13 protein-coding genes and 1 pseudogene are annotated in these 18,785 nt (G+C 67.0%); 7 read left to right on the top strand and 7 right to left on the bottom strand.

The window, feature by feature from the left end; genetic code table 11:
• Positions 1-68: 68 nt before the first annotated feature.
• The gene (locus QWL29_RS03710; RefSeq protein WP_305821540.1) at positions 69-500 is read left to right on the top strand and encodes a Fur family transcriptional regulator; all 432 of its coding nucleotides are present in this window, start codon (positions 69-71) and stop codon (positions 498-500) included.
• A gap of 49 nt (positions 501-549) precedes the next feature.
• The gene (locus QWL29_RS03705) at positions 550-1,308 is read left to right on the top strand and encodes a 3-keto-disaccharide hydrolase (protein WP_305821539.1); all 759 of its coding nucleotides are present in this window, start codon (positions 550-552) and stop codon (positions 1,306-1,308) included.
• 18 nt (positions 1,309-1,326) lie between these two features.
• On the opposite strand, the gene QWL29_RS03700 is transcribed toward QWL29_RS03705, so the two are convergent.
• The 3 genes from QWL29_RS03700 to QWL29_RS03690 are packed head-to-tail and all read right to left on the bottom strand — an operon-like array spanning position 1,327 to position 5,146.
• Complete coding sequence (locus QWL29_RS03700; RefSeq protein WP_305821538.1) at positions 1,327-3,642, bottom strand: xanthine dehydrogenase family protein molybdopterin-binding subunit; 2,316 nt, start codon at positions 3,640-3,642, stop codon at positions 1,327-1,329.
• Complete coding sequence (locus tag QWL29_RS03695) at positions 3,639-4,631, bottom strand: FAD binding domain-containing protein (protein WP_305821537.1); 993 nt, start codon at positions 4,629-4,631, stop codon at positions 3,639-3,641. The genes QWL29_RS03700 and QWL29_RS03695 overlap by 4 nt, the downstream gene beginning before the upstream one ends.
• A complete protein-coding gene (locus tag QWL29_RS03690) occupies positions 4,628-5,146 on the bottom strand; it encodes a (2Fe-2S)-binding protein (RefSeq protein ID WP_308634840.1) in 519 nt (172 codons plus the stop codon). The genes QWL29_RS03695 and QWL29_RS03690 overlap by 4 nt, the downstream gene beginning before the upstream one ends.
• A 239-nt stretch (positions 5,147-5,385) precedes the next feature.
• Between QWL29_RS03690 and QWL29_RS03685 the strand changes: the two genes are divergently transcribed.
• Positions 5,386-6,621 carry a ScyD/ScyE family protein gene (locus QWL29_RS03685; protein WP_305821535.1) on the top strand — a complete coding sequence of 412 codons (1,236 nt, stop codon included), beginning with the start codon at positions 5,386-5,388 and terminating at the stop codon, positions 6,619-6,621.
• Positions 6,622-6,682: 61 nt separating this feature from the next.
• Here the strand turns inward: QWL29_RS03685 and QWL29_RS03680 are convergent, their stop codons facing one another.
• From QWL29_RS03680 to QWL29_RS03670, 3 genes and pseudogenes are all read right to left on the bottom strand, one after another.
• On the bottom strand, positions 6,683-8,884 hold the full coding sequence (locus tag QWL29_RS03680; RefSeq protein ID WP_305821534.1) for an OsmC domain/YcaO domain-containing protein: 2,202 nt from the start codon (positions 8,882-8,884) through the stop codon (positions 6,683-6,685).
• Between the two features lie 168 nt (positions 8,885-9,052).
• A complete protein-coding gene (locus tag QWL29_RS03675) occupies positions 9,053-10,636 on the bottom strand; it encodes a putative bifunctional diguanylate cyclase/phosphodiesterase (RefSeq protein WP_305821533.1) in 1,584 nt (527 codons plus the stop codon).
• 187 nt (positions 10,637-10,823) lie between these two features.
• A pseudogene (locus tag QWL29_RS03670) lies at positions 10,824-11,144 on the bottom strand (PAS domain-containing protein); the annotation flags it as partial.
• Positions 11,145-11,387: 243 nt separating this feature from the next.
• Between QWL29_RS03670 and QWL29_RS03665 the strand changes: the two are divergent.
• The 4 genes from QWL29_RS03665 to QWL29_RS03650 all read left to right on the top strand — a co-directional run bounded on the left by QWL29_RS03665 (position 11,388) and on the right by QWL29_RS03650 (position 17,916).
• Positions 11,388-12,563, top strand: coding sequence for an efflux RND transporter periplasmic adaptor subunit (locus QWL29_RS03665; protein ID WP_305821532.1), 1,176 nt, complete (start codon positions 11,388-11,390; stop codon positions 12,561-12,563).
• Positions 12,564-12,575: 12 nt separating this feature from the next.
• Positions 12,576-15,749: an efflux RND transporter permease subunit gene (locus QWL29_RS03660; protein WP_305821531.1), complete on the top strand. Its 3,174-nt coding sequence runs from the start codon at positions 12,576-12,578 to the stop codon at positions 15,747-15,749.
• A gap of 62 nt (positions 15,750-15,811) precedes the next feature.
• Positions 15,812-16,492 carry a response regulator transcription factor gene (locus QWL29_RS03655; protein ID WP_305821530.1) on the top strand — a complete coding sequence of 227 codons (681 nt, stop codon included), beginning with the start codon at positions 15,812-15,814 and terminating at the stop codon, positions 16,490-16,492.
• Positions 16,489-17,916: a HAMP domain-containing sensor histidine kinase gene (locus QWL29_RS03650; protein ID WP_305821529.1), complete on the top strand. Its 1,428-nt coding sequence runs from the start codon at positions 16,489-16,491 to the stop codon at positions 17,914-17,916. The genes QWL29_RS03655 and QWL29_RS03650 overlap by 4 nt, the downstream gene beginning before the upstream one ends.
• Before the next feature lie 233 nt (positions 17,917-18,149).
• Here the strand turns inward: QWL29_RS03650 and QWL29_RS03645 are convergent, their stop codons facing one another.
• The gene (locus QWL29_RS03645; RefSeq protein WP_305821528.1) at positions 18,150-18,785 is read right to left on the bottom strand and encodes a flavin reductase family protein; all 636 of its coding nucleotides are present in this window, start codon (positions 18,783-18,785) and stop codon (positions 18,150-18,152) included.

Below are 18,785 nucleotides of genomic sequence, written 5' to 3'. Positions count from 1 at the left end.
TGGCCGGCGTGCCCCTCCCGGATGGCTTCGGGAGGCCATGCTAGAATCCGCGTGCAGAGGATGGAACCATGGAATCGACAACCGAACAGCGCGCGCAAGAACTGATCAGGGCCACAGGTGCGCGCCTGACCCGCCCACGCACCCGGGTCCTGAGTTTTTTGCTCGGGCACAGCCAGCCCCTCACCCACCACGACATCCTGGCCCAGTTGCCGGGCGAGGCGCTCGACGCCGTGACCCTCTACCGCGTACTCGACTGGCTGGCGGAACACGGCATGGTGCACAAGATTGCCGGCGCCGACCAGGTCTGGCGCTTCGGTACCGGCGCTGCCGCCGGCGGGCAGGACCACGACCACGCGCACTTCCAGTGCACCAGTTGCGATTCGGTGACCTGCTTCAACGATACGCCCTTGCCGCGCCGGCTGAAGATGCCCGAGGGGTTCACCAGCCAGGAAGTCGATTTCCTGATCAAGGGCACTTGCCCGAATTGCAGCGGAAAGTAATCCGCCGGCACATGCTATGCTTTTTGTCTTTTCAAGCGGAAAGCCAGGCATGACAACAAGAATTATCGTCGCCCTGATCGGTCTCTCGATCGCGCTCCCATCGACTGCCCAGCAACCGCAACCTGATCCAAAAGACACCGAAGTCTGGGCGCCCGAACCCGTCCGCGTCGTTCCTGCTTCTGCTTCCACGGCGCCATCGGATGCGGTCGTGCTGTTCGGCGGCAAGGACCTGCGCGAATGGGTGGCGGCAGCCTCGCCCGACACGCCCGCCGGCTGGACAGTGAAGGACGGCGTGCTCACCGTGCGCGGCGGCAGCGGCGATATCCAGACCCGGCGCCTGTTCGGCGACTACCAGCTGCACCTCGAGTGGCGCGTGCCTGCCACCCTCAGCGGAACCGGCCAGGCGCGCGGCAACAGCGGCCTGTTCCTGGCCGCCACCGGCGCCGGCCGCGGCTACGAGCTGCAAATCCTCGACTGCGCCACCAACAAGACCTATGTGAACGGGCAAGCCGCCAGCCTCTACAAACAATTTGCCCCGCTGGCCAACGCCTGCGCCGCCGCCGGCGAATGGCAGACCTACGACGTCATCTGGACCGCGCCGCGCTTCGGCGCCGACGGCGCCCTGCTGGCCCCCGCCTACGTCACCGCGCTGCACAACGGCGTGCTGGTGCAAAACCACGCCGCCCTGCAGGGCGAAACGGTGTACGCCGGCAAACCGTTCTACCGCGCCCATGGCCCTGCGCCGATCAAGCTGCAGGACCATGGCGACGCGGTCAGCTTCCGGAATATCTGGGTGCGGCCGCTCTGACCGCACCCAGCGTGTCGCTCAGTCCACCAGCTTGTCCAGCGTCACCGGCAAGTCGCGCACCCGCCTGCCGCAGGCGTTGTAGATCGCATTCACGATCGCCGCGCTCGTGCCCGTGATGCCGATCTCGCCGATGCCGCGCGCGCCCATCGGTGCATGCGGATCGGCAATGTCGGTCCAGAGTACCTCGATCTCGGGCACGTCCAAGTGCACCGGCACGTGGTATTCGGCCAGGCTCGGGTTCATGATGCGGCCATTGCGCTCGTCGAACTGGGTTTCTTCGATCAGGGCCATGCCCATTCCCATGATCATGCCGCCGCGGAACTGGCTGCTGGCCGTCTTCGGGTTGACCACGCGCCCGCAGTCGTAGGCGCCGAGCAGGCGCGTGACGCGGGTCTCGCCCGTGACCACGTTCACGCGCGCCTCGCAGAAGATGGCGCCGTAGGAATGCATGGCCCAGTGCATCGTCTCGAGCGGCGCCGGGGCCTCGCCTTCTGCGCTGATCTCGTCCAGGCCGGCCCGGCCCAGCAGGTCGGCATAGCTGTCGAAGCGCTGCGGCTCGTCGCGCTTGCACAGGCCGCCGTCGCGCGCGGCCAGCGCATCCGGCTCCAGTCCGTGCAGCGCAGAGTCGGTCGGCGCCAGCTCCAGCAGTTTCGTCACCAGCGCACGCTGGGCTTCGATGACGGCATGCCCGACCGACGCCGTCTGCTGCGAGCCGCCGGCCAGGATCGTGCCCGGCAGCGCCGAGTCGCCGTAGGCCACCGTCACGCGCTCGAGCGGCAGGCCGAGGCGCTCGGCCGCCACCATCGCATGCGTGGTGGCCGTGCCCATGCCCATTTCGTGGGCCGCGAATTCCACGTGCGCGCCGCCGTCGCGGCGCAGGGTGATGCGCGCCGCCCCGCCCGGCATCCGATGGTAGGGATAGGTGGCGGCGGCGCAGCCCAGCCCCACCAGCCACTCGCCTTCCTGGCGCATGCGCGGCCTGTCCTGGCGCGCACTCCAGCCGAAGCGCTCGGCGCCCATGCGCCAGGCTGCCACCAGATGGCGCGACGAGAACGGTGTGCCGCGCAGCGGGTCCTTCTCGGGCTCGTTGCGGATGCGCAGTTCGATGGGGTCGATGTCCAGGCGCTCGGCCAGTTCGTCGACCGCGCATTCGAGGGCAAAGGTGCCGACCGCCTCGCCCGGCGCGCGCATGAAAGTATTCGCCAGCATGTCGACCCGTACCGCTTCGACGTCGAGCTGGAAGCTGTCGGCCGCGTACATAGTTTGGGTGGCCAGGATGAACGGTTCCGGGAAATTGTTGTTCGGGGACATAGCCGTTAGCCCGGTATGGACGATGGCCTCGAACCTGCCGTCCGCAGCGGCGCCGATGGCAACCCGCTGCTCGGTCGGCGCGCGCCCGCCCACCACGCGGTACACGCCCGCGCGCGACAAGACCAGGCGCACCGGCCGCCCGGCCACCCGGGCCGCAGCCGCCGCCAGCACCTGATGCCGCCACAGGGTCTTGCCGCCAAAGCCACCGCCCACGAACGGCGACGTCACGCGCACCTGCTCTTCCTTCAATCCGAACACCTGGGCCAGCGACCAGGCTGCATGGGCGACGGCCTGGGTGGCGTCGTGCACACGCAGGGTTTCACCTTCCCAGGCCACGGTGACCCCGTGCAGCTCGATCGCATTGTGGTTGTGACGCGGCGTGCGGTAGACAGCGTCGATCTTGTGCTCGGCCTGCGCCAGCCGCTCCTCCGCGTCGCCCACCTCTTTCCTGAGCGGCTCGCCGAGAAAGGCGCCCGGCTCGCTGCCCCTGGCACGCGCGGCTTCCAGGGTCGTCACCGCCGGCTCGGCCTGGTACGCGGCCCGCACCAGCGTAGCAGCATGGTCGGCCTGCTCCTGGGTATCGGCCAGCACCAGCGCCACCGGCTGGGCGTTGTAATGGACCCGGTCGTCCTGCAGCACCGCCACGTTCTCGCCGGCCGCCGCCTTTTGCGCGCTCAGGAAGCCCGGCATGGGCTGCATCTTCGGCGCATTCTTGTGGGTCAGCACCAGCGCGACGCCGGGCGCCGCTTCGGCTGCGGCGGTGTCGAGGCCGGCGATGCGGCCCCTGGCCACCGTGCTGTAGACGGGCGCGGCGTACAGCATGCCGTCCAGCGCGAATTCGGCGGCAAATTGGGCCTGGCCCTGCACCTTGGCCGGTCCATCGATACGCGACACCGGCATGCCGATGTAGCCCTCGCGGCTGTCGCCCAGCGGATCAGGCTGCCCGCCCGCGATCCACTTGTCGGGCGCCAGTTCGACCGCCTTCTTCATCAGCTGCTGCGCTTTTTCCTTGACGATGTTCATGGCTGATCCTCCTTGCCGGCCAGGCCGTCCAAAACGGCGACGACCGTGCGCCGGGCCAGCCCGATCTTGAAACCGTTGCCGCTTTGCGGCGTCGCGTCCGCCAGCTCGGCCGCGGCGGCGGCGCGGAAGTTGTCGACCGTTGCCGGCTGCCCCGCCAGCATCCCCTCGGCCTTCCAGGCGCGCCAGGGCTTGTGGGCCACGCCGCCCAGGGCCAGGCGCACCTCGCGCACGATGCCGTCCTGTACGTCGATGGCGGCGGCAACCGACACCAGCGCAAACGCATAGCTGGAACGGTCGCGCACCTTGCGATAGGCCGAGCGGGCAGCAAAAGGCAGCGCCGGCAGTTCGACCGCGGTGATCAGTTCGCCCGGTGCCAGCTCGGTCTCCTGTTCCGGATGTTCCCCGGGCAGGCGATGCAGGTCGGTGAGGGCCAGCGTGCGCTGTCCCTGCGGCCCGTGCAGGTGGACGATGGCGCCGAGCGCGGCCAGCGCCACGCACATGTCGGACGGATGGGTGGCGATGCAGGCGTCGGACGCCCCCAGCACCGCGTGCATGCGGTTGAAACCATCCACCGCATCGCAGCCCTGCCCCGGCGACCGCTTGTTGCAGCGTGAGCCTTCGTTGTCGTAGAAATAGGTGCAGCGGGTACGCTGCAGGATGTTGCCGCCAACGGTCGCCATGTTGCGGATCTGGGCCGAGGCGCCGGCCACAATGGCGCGGCTGAGTAGCGGAAAGCGCTGGCGCACCACCTGGTGCTCGGCCACGGCCGTGTTCTTCGCGGCAGCGCCGATCAGGATACTGCCATCGAGGCGCACCTCGATGGCGCCCGGCAGGCCGCTGACGTCGACCAGTGCCGCCGGCTGCGCCACCGTCTCGCGCATCAAATCGACCAGGTTGGTGCCGCCGCCGAGGTAGCTGGCATTCGCAAGCGCAGCCAGCCGGACGGCATCGCTTGCGTCCTGGGCGCGGGCATAGGCAAACGGCGTCATGGTGCCTCCTGTCCGGCCGCGGCCAGCTGTTCGTTGATGGCGGCCACGATGCCGTTGTGAGCGCCGCAGCGGCACAGATTGCCGCTCATGCGCTCACGGATTTCGTCGTGGCTGGGGGCGATGCCGCCCGCGGCCAGGTCCGCGGTGACGTGGCTGGGCACGCCGCGCTTCAGTTCGGCCGCCATGCCGATGGCGGAACAGAGCTGGCCTGGCGTGCAATAGCCGCACTGGAAGCCATCGTGCTCGATGAAGGCTTGCTGCAGCGGGTGCAACTGGCCGTCGAGCGCCAGGCCCTCGACCGTGGTAATGGCGCGGCCTTCGTATTGCACGGCCAGCGCCAGGCAAGACAGGATGCGCTCGCCGTCGGCGAGGACGGTGCAGGCGCCGCAGGCGCCCTGGTTGCAGCCGATCTTGGTACCGCTCAGGTGCAGGTGTTCGCGCAGGAAATCCAGCAGGGACACGCGCGGATCGGGCGGCAGGGGGTGCTCGGCACCGTTGATGCTCATCGTTGGCATGGCGGACATCCTTTCGACAGGGGGTGTGGCTGCGCAAGGGTGTTGCAGTGCTGCGTGCTTCCGAAATGCTGGGTCCGGCTGATCCTTGCTGGACGGTGAAACGTGCATGAACGGGCTAGATTAGCGCGTCGGTGCGCCGCCGGGAAGAGCCGCTCCCAGATTTTTTTGCGATTAATGCAAGCAATGGGCGCACGGAATGTACTTCTGGACCATGCGTCCCGGTGAATGGAGACCGCGCGATGATGATCATTGACAGGTATCAAACGGCACCCATCCAGCATATTTTGCCGCCCGATGAACCGTATGCTGTCTGCGCACACCTGTCTCGGGAGTCTCTCATGACACGCCTTCTTTTCATGCTGGCCATGCTGGTGGCCACCTCCGCATTGCACGCCGCGCCGCAGGTCGATGTCATTGCCACCGGCCTGAACAATCCGCGTGGTCTGGCATTTGCACCGAACGGCCAGCTGTTTGTTACCGAGGCCGGCAGTGGCGGAAACGGACGCTGCCTTGTCCTGGGCGACGGGCGCAGCGCCTGTTATGGCGAAACCGGGGCAATCACCCGCGTCGACCCGCGCGGGGTCGCCCCGCCCAAGCGCATCATCACCGGACTGCCCTCGGTCGCCGCGCAGCCGGGTGGTTTTGGCGGAACCGGGCCGCAACATATCGCCTTTTCCCGTGATGGACGCGCCGCGCTTGCGATGGGACTCGGCGCCACAGCGCCAGCACGAAACGGTGTCGGACGCAAGGCCTGGCTGTTCGGCAAAGTGCTGCAGGTAAACCTGTTTGGCAGGTTTAGTGCATCAGCCGCCGATATCGCCAGCTACGAGTTCACCCACGATCCGGTACCCGGCGGCGTCGACAGCAACCCGAACGGCATCGCCATCGCTTCCGGGCAGAGCGTCGTTGCCGATGCCGGCGCCAATGCGATCTTCGGTATTGCGCCGAATCGCACCATCACCACCCTGGCCGCCTTCCCTCCAAGAATGGTGCTCGCGCCGCCGGAACTGTCGCTGCCACCCGGCGCGACCATTCCCATGCAGTCGGTCCCGACCACGATCGTCGATGGCAAGGATGGCTGGCTGTATGTCGGCGAGCTGACCGGCTTTCCCTTCCCGGTCGGCGGCGCCAACGTGTACCGGATGGCGCCGGATGGCACCCTGCTGCAAACGTATGCGAGCGGTTTTACCAACATCGTCGCGCTTGCATTCGACAGCTGGCAGCGCCTGTATGTGCTGGAAATCGGCAGGGGCGCCTCGTTCGGCGATCCTCCATTGAATCCGCCCGGCCGCCTGCTACGCGTGAATCCTGACGGAAGCAGGACGGTGATCTACGACCAGCTGTTCTATCCCGGCGGCCTGGCGATAGGCGGGGACGGTGCGGCCTATGTGACGAACAACGGTGTCGTGCCAGGCCCTATCCCCGGAGGCCAGTTTGCCGCAGGGGGGACCGTGCTGCGTATCAGCCTCGACTAGCTGGCCAGGCATTCCAGGACGCGGCGCCGGGACGACCCGGCGTCTCGCGTCCCATCGACCTTCAGCTGCGCTTCGCCGCCTCGGCACGCGCCTTGTGCAGCTTGCGGTAGCTGTCCATCAGGCGGTGATGACGGTCGAGTCCTTCGAGGCCCATGCCAGTTGGCGTGAGTCCGAAGAAGCGGACATGTCCGTCCACCGAGCCCAGCGCCGCATCCATGCGCGCGTCGCCGAACATGCGGCGGAAGTTGTGCACGTAGTCGCCAAGTTCCAGCTCGTCGTCGAGCATCACTTCCAGCACCACGTTCAGCGCCGCGTAGAACAGGCGGCGTTCGGCGCTGTTGTCGTTGTACTGCAAGAACGCACCGACCAGCTCGTGCGCTTGTTCGAACTGCTTCAGCGCGAGGTTGATCAGGAGGCGCAGTTCGAGCACGGTCAGCTGGCCCCAGTCGGTGTTCTCGTCGAACTCGATGCCGATCAGGCTGGCGATGTCGCCGTATTCGTCCAGCTCATTGGTCTCCAGGCGCTCCAGCAGATCGGCCAGCTGATCGTCGTCGAGGCGGTGCAAATTCAGGATGTCTTCGCGGAACAGCAGGGCCTTGTTGGTGTTGTCCCAGACCAGGTCTTCGACCGGATAGACTTCCGAATAGCCCGGCACCAGGATGCGGCAGGCGGTGGCGCCCAGGCCGTCATGGACCGCGATATAGACTTCCTTGCCCATCTCTTGCAGGATGCCGAGCAGGGTCGCCGCTTCGTCGGCATTCGAGTTCTCGCCGTGGCCGGAGAAATCCCACTCGACGAAATCGTAGTCGGATTTCGCGCTGAAGAAGCGCCACGACACCACGCCGCTGGAGTCGATGAAGTGCTCGACGAAGTTGTACGGCTCGGTGACCGCTTCGCTGGCAAAGGTCGGCCGCGGCAAATCGTTCAGGCCTTCGAAGCTGCGGCCCTGCAGCAGTTCGGTCAGGCTGCGCTCCAGCGCCACCTCGAAGCTCGGGTGCGCGCCGAAGGAAGCGAACACGCCGCCGGTCTTCGGGTTCATCAGGGTCACGCACATCACCGGGTACTGGCCGCCGAGCGAGGCATCCTTCACCAGCACCGGAAAGCCCTGCTCTTCCAGGCCCTTGATGCCGGCCACGATGCCAGGGTATTTATTCAGTACGTCCTGCGGCACGTCCGGCAGGGCGAATTCGCCTTCCAGGATTGCGCGTTTCACGGCCCGCTCGAAAATCTCGGACAGGCACTGCACCTGGGCTTCGGCCAGGGTGTTACCGGCGCTCATGCCGTTACTGGCGTACAGGTTCTCGATCAGGCTGACCGGGAAGTAGACGGTTTCGCCGTCCGAGTGACGGGTGAACGGCAGCGACACGATGCCGCGCTTGACGTTGCCGGAGTTGGTGTCGACCAGGTGCGCGCCGCGCAGTTCGCCTTCGGGGTCGTAGATCTCCAGCGAGTACTCGTCGAGGATCTCCTTCGGCAGCGCGTCGCGGTGGCCGGGCTTGAACCAGCGCTCGTTCGGATAGTGCACGAAGTCGGCGTTGGCGAATTCCTCGCCCCAGTAGGAACCGGCATAGAAATGGTTGTTGCTGATGCGTTCGAGGTACTCGCCCAGGGCCGAAGCCAGCGCGCTTTCCTTGGTCGCGCCCTTGCCGTTGGTGAAGCACATCGGCGAGTGCGCGTCGCGGATGTGCAGCGACCAGACGTTCGGCACGATGTTGCGCCAGGATGCGATCTCGATCTTGATGCCCAGGCTTGCCAGCAGGCCCGACATGTTGGCGATGGTCTGCTCCAGCGGCAGGTCCTTGCCGGGGATGTAGGTGGCGACGCTGGCGTCGGGCTGCAGGGTCAGCAGCGCCTGGGCGTCGGCGTCCAGGCTCTCGACTTCCTCGATCACGAATTCCGGGCCTTGCTGGACCACCTTCTTCACCGTGCAGCGGTCGATCGAGCGCAGGATGCCCTGGCGGTCCTTGTCGGAGATGTCGGCCGGCAGCTCGACCTGGATCTTGAAGATCTGGGCGTAGCGGTTTTCCGGGTCGACGATGTTGTTCTGCGAAAGGCGGATGTTTTCGGTCGGGATGTTGCGGGTGTCGCAGTACAGCTTCACGAAATAGGCCGCGCACAGGGCCGACGAGGCCAGGAAGTAGTCGAAGGGACCGGGGGCCGAGCCGTCGCCCTTGTAGCGGATCGGCTGGTCGGCGATGACGGTGAAGTCGTCGAACTTGGCTTCCAGGCGCAGCTTGTCGAGGAAGTTGACTTTGATTTCCATGGGAATTCCAGATTTTTACGCGAAAAGATGCGCGCATTATCCGTGGTTTCTGTCGCGCGCGAAAGGCAAGAATGCGAAAACCCCTGTAAAAACAGGGATCTATGTCACGCTGCAAAACGGGATGCGGCGCTGCGCTGCATGCGCGCTGCTGCAGGTGGCGCACAGGTTTCAGGCGCGGCGATACAGGCGCTCGAACTCCGCAATCGGCACCGGCCGCCCCAGCAGATATCCCTGCAGCGCGCCGCAGCCGCCGTCGACCAGGAAGCTGCGCTGCTCCTCGTACTCGACGCCCTCGGCAACGATGTCGAGCCGGAGCCCGTGCGCCAGGGCGATGATGGCCTCGACGATCGGCGCGGCGGCCGGGTCGAGGTGCACGTCGTGCACGAACGAGCGGTCGATCTTCAGGGCGGCCAGTGGAAAGCGGCGCAGGTAGGCGAGCGAGGAATAGCCGGTACCGAAGTCGTCGAGCGAAAACTGCACCCCGATGCCGCACAGCGTGTGCATGTGCGCGATGATCTCGGCGACGTTTTCGGCGAACACGCTTTCGGTCAGTTCCAGGCACAGCTGGGCGGGCGGCGCGCCGGTGTCCTGCAGGATGCGCGCCACCTGTTCCGGAAACGCCGCGCTGCGCAGCTGCTGCACGCTGACGTTGACGGCCAGCTTCAGTTTATCCAGCGCCGCATCGTCCTGCCACCGCGCCAGTGCGCGGCAGCTCTCTTCGAGCACGTGGTGACCGAGAGGCACGATCAGGCCCGAGGCTTCGGCCAGGCCGATGAACTGGTCCGGCCCGAGCAGCACGCCGTCGGCGCGGTGCCAGCGCACCAGCACCTCGGCCCCGAGCAGCGCGCCGCCGCTGCTGAACTGCGGCTGGCAATACAGCACGAACTCGTGCGCCGACAAACCCTCGCGCAGCGCGCGTTCGAGCGCGGCCTGGCGCTCCGCCGACGCCTGCATGCCCGGATCGAAGAAGCGCGCGGTATTGCGCCCGTGTGCCTTGGCCTGGTACATGGCGAGGTCGGCCTGCTTGAGCAGGATCTCGACGTCGCTCGGGACACCATCGAATAGCACCAGCCCCATGCTCTGGGTACTCACGAAGGGGCTGTCGTCCAGGTGGTAAGGCTGGTTCAGCGCCAGCTTGAGCTTGTCGACCACGATATTGGCTTCCCGCACCGCGTCCTCGACCGACGCGCCCAGCTCTTCCAGCACCAGCACGAACTCGTCGCCGCCCAGGCGCGCCAGGTGGTCGCTGTGGCGCAGCGTCTGGCGCAGGCGCTCGGCCACCTGGCGCAGCAGCGCGTCGCCGGCGGCGTGGCCCATCGTGTCGTTGATCAGCTTGAAGTTGTCCAGATCGAGGAAGACCAGGGCCCCGAAGCGTCCCGAACGATGGCTGCGCGCCAGGGTCTTGTCGAGTTCCTCGATGAGCAGGCGCCGGTTTGGCAAGCCCGTCAGCTGGTCGAAATACGCCAGCTCGTAGATATGGCGCTCGGCGCGCTTGCGCTCGGTGAGGTCGGTGTTGGTGCCGGAAATGCGCAGGGGTTTGCCTTGCGCATTGCGCCGTACGAAGCCGCGCGACAGCACCGGCACGTAGTGGCCGTCGCGGTGGCGCAGCCGGAATTCGATGGCATAGCTCTCGCGGCGCTCCGCGGCCAGCGCCGCCATGAAGGCATCGACGCCGGGCCGCTCGTCCGGGTGCACCAGGTCGAGCCAGAGCCCGGCATGCGGCGCCAGCTCGCCCGGCTGGTAGCCCAGCATATGCCACCAGCGCTCGGAATAATAGAATTCGCCGCTCTCCAGGTCGTTGTCCCAGGGGGCGTCGGTCGGGCCGCAGCACCAGGCGCAGGCGCTGTTCGGACTTTTGCAGGCGCTGCTTGGCGCGCTTGAGCAGGGTGCAATCGGTGAAGCACACCACGGCCTGGCGCAACTGGCCGGCCGCGTCGAATTCGGGGTAGGCGTTGCAGATCAGCCAGCGTGGCAGCGTGCCCGGCGCCCCCCGGACGCCGACGATCAGGTGTGCGATCTTGATGCCGGTGCGCAGTACGACGTTGACGGGGAACTGCTCGGTCGGCATGGCACTGCCGTCGGCACGCAACAGGTCCCAGGCGGCGGCGCTGGCTTCGACGCCCTTCAGCTGCTGGGGACTCTGCCCCAGCAGTTCGCAGGCCAGCTTGTTGGCGCTGACGATGCGGCCATCGGCGCCATGCACGACGACGCCTGCCGGCAAATGATCGAGCAAGTCATCGAGCCGGCGCTGGATCTCCATGGCAGTGCTGGAATGCATGGTCCTGGATGATGCGTGTAGTGCCTGCGGCCATACTAGCATGGCAATCGGCGCCGGCGGCGTGCGTATGGCCACGGCGCGCGAATGCCCCTCCGCTCCAGCGTTCCAGTCTGTCTGCGGACAAACATTAACAATCCTTAATGTCCCAGCCATCCACAGTTTAGTTCGCTAGTGGCATAGTGCTCCGCTACGCGATGTTCGCCAACCCCGACTACCCACTCTTCCATGTCCTTCCACCTCCCCGAATGCCGCAAGGGACTGCCGCTCGCCGGCAGCGCCCTCCTTCTTGCCTGCCTGCTTGCCGCCTGCGGCAAGGACGCCAAACCGCCCGCCCCGGCCGTGCCCGAAGTCACCGTGATCCCCGTGCAGCGCAGCGCCGTGCGCCTGGACGTCGAGCTGCCGGGGCGCACCTCGCCGTCGCTGCTGGCCGAGGTGCGGGCGCGGGTCGACGGCATCGTGCAGGAACGCAGCTTCACGGAAGGCAGCGACGTGCGCGCCGGGCAGCCGCTGTACCGCATCGACCCCGCCCCCTACCGCACCGCCCTGGCCAGCGCCGAGGCACAGCGCAAGCGCGCGCAGGCGAACCTGGCCAGCAGCACGGCCCAACTGAAGCGCTACCAGGTGCTCATCGTCAGTAATGCCATCAGCAAGCAGGAATTCGACGATGCCGAAGCCGCGCAGCTGCAGGCCGCCGCCGACGTCGCCGCGGCCGAAGCAGCCGCGAGCAACGCCCGCATCAACCTGGGCTACACCAGCGTCACCGCGCCGATTGCCGGACGCAGCAGCATCTCGCAGGTGACGAAAGGCGCCTACGTGCAGGGCGGCTCGGCCACCCTGATGACCACCATCCAGCAGCTCGACCCGATGTACGTCGATTTGCAGCAGTCGAGCGTGGAAGGCCTGGCCCTGCGCCGCGACCTCGCCGCCGGCAAGCTGACCGCCGGCGACAAGCAGGCCAAGGTCAAGCTGCTGCTCGAGGACGGCAGCACCTATGCGCACGCGGGCACGCTGGAAGTCAGTGGCGTGACCGTCGACCCGGCCACCGGCGCGGTGACGCTGCGCGCGCGCTTCCCGAACCCGGACCATTTGCTGCTGCCGGGAATGTTCGTGCGCGCCTCGGTGAACCAGGGCATGCGCCCGAACGTGGTCCAGGTGCCGGCGCCGGCAGTCACGCGCAACCCGAAGGGCGAGGCCAGCGTGATGCTGGTCGGCGAGAACGGCAAGACGGTGTTGCGGCCGGTGCGCACCGGGGCCCTGGCGAATGGCCAGTGGCTGGTCGAGGACGGGCTGAAGGAAGGCGAACGCGTGATCGTGAGCGGCACCCAGAAGCTCAAGGCGGACATGGCGGTGAAGGTACGCACGGCTGTTCCTGCCGCTGCGCCTGCTCCTGCGGCAAGCTGAGGACAACCGACGATGCCTAAATTCTTCATCGAGCGGCCGATCTTCGCGATCGTCATTTCGCTACTCATCATGCTGGTCGGCGGCATCACGCTGCACAACATGCCGGTCGAGCAGTATCCGCCGGTGTCGCCGCCGGCCGTGCAGATCCGCGCCAGCTTCCCGGGCGCCTCGGCCGAGACCATGCAGAACACCGTGGTCCAGGTGATCGAGCAGCAGATGACCGGGATCGACAACATGCTGTACATGTCGTCGAGCAGCGACGAGACCGGCCAGTCGACCACCACCCTCACCTTCGCCCCCGGCACCGACCCGGACATCGCCCAGGTGCAGGTGCAGAACCAGCTGCAGGCGGCGGTGCCGCGCCTGCCGCGCGACGTGCAGAATGCCGGCCTGCGCGTGAGCAAGTCCACCAGCGATTTCCTGATGGTGGCCGCCTTCGTGTCGGATAACGACAGCATGTCGAAATTCGACATCGCCAACTACGTGGCCTCGAACGTGCAGGACCCCTTGAGCCGCATCCCCGGCGTGGGCAGCATGAACCTGTTCGGCACCCAGTACGCGATGCGCATCTGGCTCGACCCGGTGAAACTCACCAGCTACGCGCTCACGCCGCTGGACGTGAACACCGCCATCGAGGCCCAGAACGTGCAGGTCTCGGGCGGCCAGCTGGGCGGCCTGCCGGCCGTGCCCGGCCAGACCCTGAGCGCCACCATCAACCAGGCCAGCCTGCTGCGCACGCCCGAACAGTTCGAGCGCATCCTGCTGAAGGTCCGTCCGGACGGCTCCAGCGTGCGCATTGGCGACGTGGCGCGCGTGGCGCTCGGCCCGGAAAACTACAACGTCGACGTGCGCTACAACGGCAAGCCGGCCTCCGGCCTCGGCATCCAGCTCGGCCCGGACGCGAATGCACTGGACACCGCTGACGCCGTACGCGCACGCCTCAAGGAGTTGAGCGCGTTCTTCCCCGAAGGCCTGCGCGTGGTCTACCCGAACGACATCACGCCCTTCATCGAAGTGTCGATCCACGAGGTGGTGAAGACCCTCATCGAGGGCATCGTCCTGGTGTTTCTGGTGATGTATCTGTTCCTGCAGAATTTCAGGGCCACGCTGATCCCGTCGATCACGGTGCCGGTGGTGCTGCTCGGGACCTTCGGCATCATGTCGGCCCTCGGCTTTACCATCAACACCCTGTCGATGTTCGGCCTGGTGCTGGCGATCGGCCTGCTGGTCGACGATGCGATTGTCGTGGTCGAGAACGTCGAGCGCGTGATGCACGAGGATGGGCTGGAACCGTATGAAGCGACGCAAAAGGCGATGGGCCAGATCACCAGCGCCCTGATCGGCGTGGCCCTGGTGCTGTCGGCCGTGTTCGTGCCGGTGGCCTTTTCCAGCGGCACGGTGGGCGCGATCTACCGCGAGTTCTCGCTGACGGTGGTGGCCTCGATGCTGCTGTCGGTGTTCGTTGCGCTGACGCTGACGCCGGCGCTGTGCGCGATGCTGCTGAAGCGTCCTGACCCGAATCATCACGAGAAGCGCGGCTTCTTCGGCTGGTTCAACCGCAGCTTCGAGCGCGAGCGCGACCGCTACCTGGGCAGCGTCAGCGCCATCCTCGGCCGGCGCGGCCTGTGGATGCTGGTCTACGCGCTCATGATCGGCCTGGTGCTCGCCTTGTTCATGCGCCTGCCGGGAGGCTTCCTGCCGAAGGAAGACCAGGGCTACATGTTCGTGCAGGTGGAAACCGCGGCCGGCAGCACGGTCGAGACCACCGGCAAGGTGCTGGAACAGATCGACCACTACCTGCTGAACGACGAAAAGGCGATGGTCGACGCCACCTTCATGACCATCGGCGCCAACAATCCGGCGCGCGGCCAGAACCAGGGCCGCCTGTTCGTGCGCCTGAAATCCTGGGACGAGCGGGAGGACGCGGAACTCAGCGTGGCGGCCCTGAGCAGCCGCATTGCGGCGCGCTATGGCGACTTCCAGGGTGCACGCATCACGCCGGTGGAGCCGCCGCCGATCCGCGGCCTGGGCTCGGCCGCCGGCTTCTCGCTGCAGCTGCAGGACCGCGGCAACCTCGGCCACGAGGCGCTGGGCAAGGCGCGCGACCAGCTGCTGGCACTCGCCGCCAAGGAACCGGACCTGGTGCGGGTTCGTTTTACCGGCCAGGCCGACAGCTCGACCTATAAAATCTCGATCGACCACGAAAAGGCGGCGGCGCTCGGCGTCAGCCTCTCCAGCGTCGACCAGATCTTCTCGACCGCCTGGGGCGCGAAGTACGTGAACAACTTCTTCGACACCGACAACCGCATCAAGCGCGTCTACGTGCAGGCCGATGCGCGCTTTCGCATGAACCCGGACGATATCCGCCTGCTCCACGTGAGGAATGCCGACGGCCGGATGGTGCCCTTCTCCTCGTTTGCGAAAGCCGAGTGGTCGTGGGGCGCGCCGGCGATGCAGCGCTATAACGGCATCGAGTCGGCCGAGATCCTGGGCCAGGCCGCTCCCGGCACCAGCAGCGGCGAGGCGATGAAGATCATGGACCGCCTGGTGCAGCAGCTGCCGGCCGGTATCGGCTACGAGTGGAGCGGCATCTCGCTGCAGGAATCGCAGGCCGGCGCCCAGGCGCCCCTGCTGTACGCGCTGTCGATCCTGGTGGTCTTCCTCAGCCTGGCCGCGCTGTACGAAAGCTGGAGCGTGCCGGTGTCGGTGATCATGGTGGTGCCGATCGGCGTGCTCGGCGCGCTGGGTGCGGCCACCGCCTTCGGGCTGCAGAACGACGTCTTCTTCCAGGTGGGGCTGCTGACCACCATCGGCCTGTCGGCCAAGAACGCGATCCTGATCGTCGAATTCGCGCGCGAGCTGCAGCAGCAGGGCTACAGCCCGCTGGAGGCAGCGCTGGAATCGGCCAAGCTGCGCCTGCGCCCGATCATCATGACCTCGATGGCGTTCGTGCTGGGCGTGCTGCCGCTGGCAATCGCCACCGGCGCCGGCGCCGCCAGCCAGAACGCGCTCGGCATCGGCGTCATCGGCGGAATGCTGACGGCGACCTTCCTGGCGACGTACCTGATTCCGCTGTTCTTCGTGCTGATTGCGCGGCCGATCAAGCGGCGCAAAACGGTTCCTGCTTCGGTCATGCCCGCAGCAGCCGATGAGCACAAGGTGGCGGCCAGCCATGGCGCACACTGACATGCGGGCCGCTACAATGACGGTATCGCGCCCGCCCTGTGCGGGAACATGAAGGAAACGCTGTGAAACTGCTGCTAGTCGAAGACAACGAACGGGTCGCGCGCTTTGTCTGCAAGGGCCTGGCCGAAGCCGGCCACACCGTGGATCACGCGGACAATGGCCGCGACGGCATGTACCACGCCCTCAGCGAGCCGTACGACGCCATCGTCATGGACCGCATGCTCCCCGGCGGCATCGACGGCCTGGCCATCGTGGAAGCCCTGCGCCAGCAGGGCAACCAGGTGCCGATCCTGGTCCTGAGCGCGCTCGACGGCGTGGACGACCGCATCCTCGGCCTGAAGCGCGGCGGCGACGACTACCTGGTGAAACCCTTCGCCTTTGGCGAACTGCTGGCGCGCCTGGACGCCCTGATGCGCCGCTCGCAGGTGCAGGCGGCCGACACCACGCTGGCCCTGGGCGACCTGAGCGTCGACCTGCTGGCGCACAAGGTGAGCCGTGCCGGCACCGTCATCGCCCTGCAGCCGCGCGAATTCAAGCTGCTCGAATACCTGCTGCGCCACGCCAACCAGGTGGTCACGCGCACCATGCTGCTCGAGAACGTGTGGGACTACCACTTCGACCCGCAGACGAATGTGATCGACGTCCACATCAGCAAGCTGCGCCAGAAGATCGACGCCCCCTTCGCCACGCCGCTGCTGAAAACCGTGCGCAACGCCGGCTACATGCTGACCGACCGGCCGTGAACCGCCTTCCCCTGAACAAGCGCCTGCCCTCCCTGCTCCGGGTGCCGACCTTCTCTGCGCGCACCATCGCCGTCGGCTATGGCGTGGTCAGCCTGCTGGTGCTGGCCATGTTCGCCGGGCCGCTGTGGTACGCCTGGCATACGAACGTCGAACAGGTGCGCACCGAACTGCTGCGCTCCGACGCCCAGCGCCTGGCCAACCTGTTCACGCGCAGCGGCGAGCAGGCGCTGGCCAACGCCATCGACAGCCAGGTGGTCGGCACCAACGACGGCGTACGCAAGATCATGCTGCTGGCCGCGCCGGACGGCAGCCGCATCGCCGGCAACCTGAGCGCCTGGCCGCAGGGCCTGCCCGACCGCGACGGCCTGTGCTCGCGCACCATCCACGTCGACGGCAAGGCGCGCCGCATCGAGGCCATGCGCGTCACCCTGCCGGGCGGCTACCGGCTGCTGGTGGCGAGTAACCTGAACCGCTTCGACGAACTCGAACGCCTGTTCGTGTATGGCCTGCTGGCCTGCGCGGCGACGGTGCTGGTGGGCGCCATCCTCGGCGGCATGCTGATCCGGCGCGCGCTGCTGGAGCGCATCGGGGGCATCAGCCAGACCACCGCCGCCATCATCGAAGGCAAGCTCTCGCGCCGCCTGCCCGAGCCGCACGACGGCGAGGAACTGCGCCTGTTGACGCAGACCGTGAACCGCATGCTCGACCAGATCGAACAACTGGTGACCGGCGTGCAGGACGTGTCGAACTCGATTGCCCACGATTTGCGCACGCCGCTGAGCGAACTGCGCGCGCGGCTTGAAGAGCTCGCGATCACGCGCCCGGATACCGAAGAGACCTTTGCCGAGATCGATGCCGCAATCGCCGACATCGACCGTGTGATGCGCATTTTCCAGGCCCTGCTGCGCCTGGCCGAAATCGACAGCGGCAGCCGGCGCAACGGCTTTGTCGAGGTCGACCTGGCGCGCCTGGGGGCGGAGGTGGCCGAGTTTTATCTGCCGGTGGCGGAGCTGAAGGAGATCGACCTGAGCTTCACGTCCGGCGGCGCGTTGACGGTGGTGGGCGACCCGCTGCTGATTGCGCAGGCGCTCGGCAACCTGGTCGAGAATGCGCTCAAGTATGCGCCCGAGCACGGGGCGATTGCGGTGTCGGCCTGGGCGGAACCCGGTGGGGTGCCCGCCTTGTCCGTGGCCGATAATGGGCCGGGCATTGCCGAGGACGAGCGGCCGAAGATGGTCGAGCGTTTCTACCGCGTGGACGGCAGCCGCGGCACGCCGGGCGTGGGCCTGGGCCTGAGCGTGGTGTCGGCCGTGGCGCGGCTGCATGGCGGGAGCCTGCGGCTCGAAGACAACGCGCCGGGGCTGCGCGCGACGCTGGTGCTGCCGGTGCAAAGCACACACGCGGCCGTCGAACGCACCGGCTAACCGTACGGTGGGCACTCCGTGCCCACGCGGTTACGCACGTAGCACCCGGATACGTGCGCCAAGGTGTCGCTCGAAACACCTGCCCCGGACGAACACCGTATCAGCATACTGCGCCATGCTGCATTAGCCACGGGAATCTGCGGCTCGGCCAGCGGCCACAGGATACGCACGTAACCGCGTGGGCACGGAGTGCCCACCGTACGGGACCCCGTATTCCCACGTAGCCCGATTGCTCAGCGCTCGAGCGGATAGCCCGGCCGCCGCATCCGGAACAGCTGCTCCTCCGTGATCTCGAAATAATCCGCCGGCCCGCCGCCGCGCAGGATGTGCCCCGCGCCGGCGGTGTCGTAGATGCCATCCATGAGCAAATGCCGGGCGATGTGCACGCCCACCACCTCGCCCAGCACCAGCCGGTTACCGGTATCGCTGCCGGCCGTGGTCTGCAGCGGGATGACCTGGGTGACGCGGCACTCGAAGGCGACCGGCGACTCCGCCACGCGCGGCGTCTTGACCACCCGTGCCGGCGCCGGCGTCAGCCCGGCCAGTTCGAACTCATCGACCTCGGGCGGCGCCGGCGCGCAACTGACGTTCATCGCTTCGGCCAGCGGACGCGTGGCCAAATTCCACACGAACTCGCCGGTGGCCTCGATGTTGTTGAGCGTATCCTTGCGGCCCTGGCTGGAGAAGCCGATGATCGGCGGTACATAATTGAAGGCGTTGAAAAAGCTGTATGGCGCCAGGTTCAGGACACCGTCCGCGCTGCGGCTGGAGATCCAGCCGATCGGGCGCGGGCCGATGATGGCGTTGAAGGGATCGTGCGGCAGGCCGTGGCCGCACGCCGGTTCGTAGAAGTGGTAATCGTCACGCAC

It is taken from the genome of Massilia brevitalea (assembly GCF_030711405.1).
Lineage (GTDB): Bacteria > Pseudomonadota > Gammaproteobacteria > Burkholderiales > Burkholderiaceae_D > Telluria > Telluria brevitalea.
Note: the sequence above shows the minus strand (reverse complement) of the source record. Positions and strands in the feature narration are given on the sequence as shown.

Excerpts from the sequence above, each read along its gene's own strand:
- QWL29_RS03660 (WP_305821531.1), top strand. The coding sequence starts at position 12,576 with ATGCCTAAATTCTTCATCGAGCGGCCGATCTTCGCGATCGTCATTTCG.
- QWL29_RS03695 (WP_305821537.1), bottom strand. The coding sequence starts at position 4,631 with ATGACGCCGTTTGCCTATGCCCGCGCCCAGGACGCAAGCGATGCCGTC.
- QWL29_RS03700 (WP_305821538.1), bottom strand. The coding sequence starts at position 3,642 with ATGAACATCGTCAAGGAAAAAGCGCAGCAGCTGATGAAGAAGGCGGTC.
- QWL29_RS03680 (WP_305821534.1), bottom strand. The coding sequence starts at position 8,884 with ATGGAAATCAAAGTCAACTTCCTCGACAAGCTGCGCCTGGAAGCCAAG.
- QWL29_RS03675 (WP_305821533.1), bottom strand. The coding sequence starts at position 10,636 with ATGCTGGGCTACCAGCCGGGCGAGCTGGCGCCGCATGCCGGGCTCTGG.
- QWL29_RS03690 (WP_308634840.1), bottom strand. The coding sequence starts at position 5,146 with ATGCCAACGATGAGCATCAACGGTGCCGAGCACCCCCTGCCGCCCGAT.
- QWL29_RS03710 (WP_305821540.1), top strand. The coding sequence starts at position 69 with ATGGAATCGACAACCGAACAGCGCGCGCAAGAACTGATCAGGGCCACA.
- QWL29_RS03665 (WP_305821532.1), top strand. The coding sequence starts at position 11,388 with ATGTCCTTCCACCTCCCCGAATGCCGCAAGGGACTGCCGCTCGCCGGC.
- QWL29_RS03705 (WP_305821539.1), top strand. The coding sequence starts at position 550 with ATGACAACAAGAATTATCGTCGCCCTGATCGGTCTCTCGATCGCGCTC.
- QWL29_RS03685 (WP_305821535.1), top strand. The coding sequence starts at position 5,386 with ATGATGATCATTGACAGGTATCAAACGGCACCCATCCAGCATATTTTG.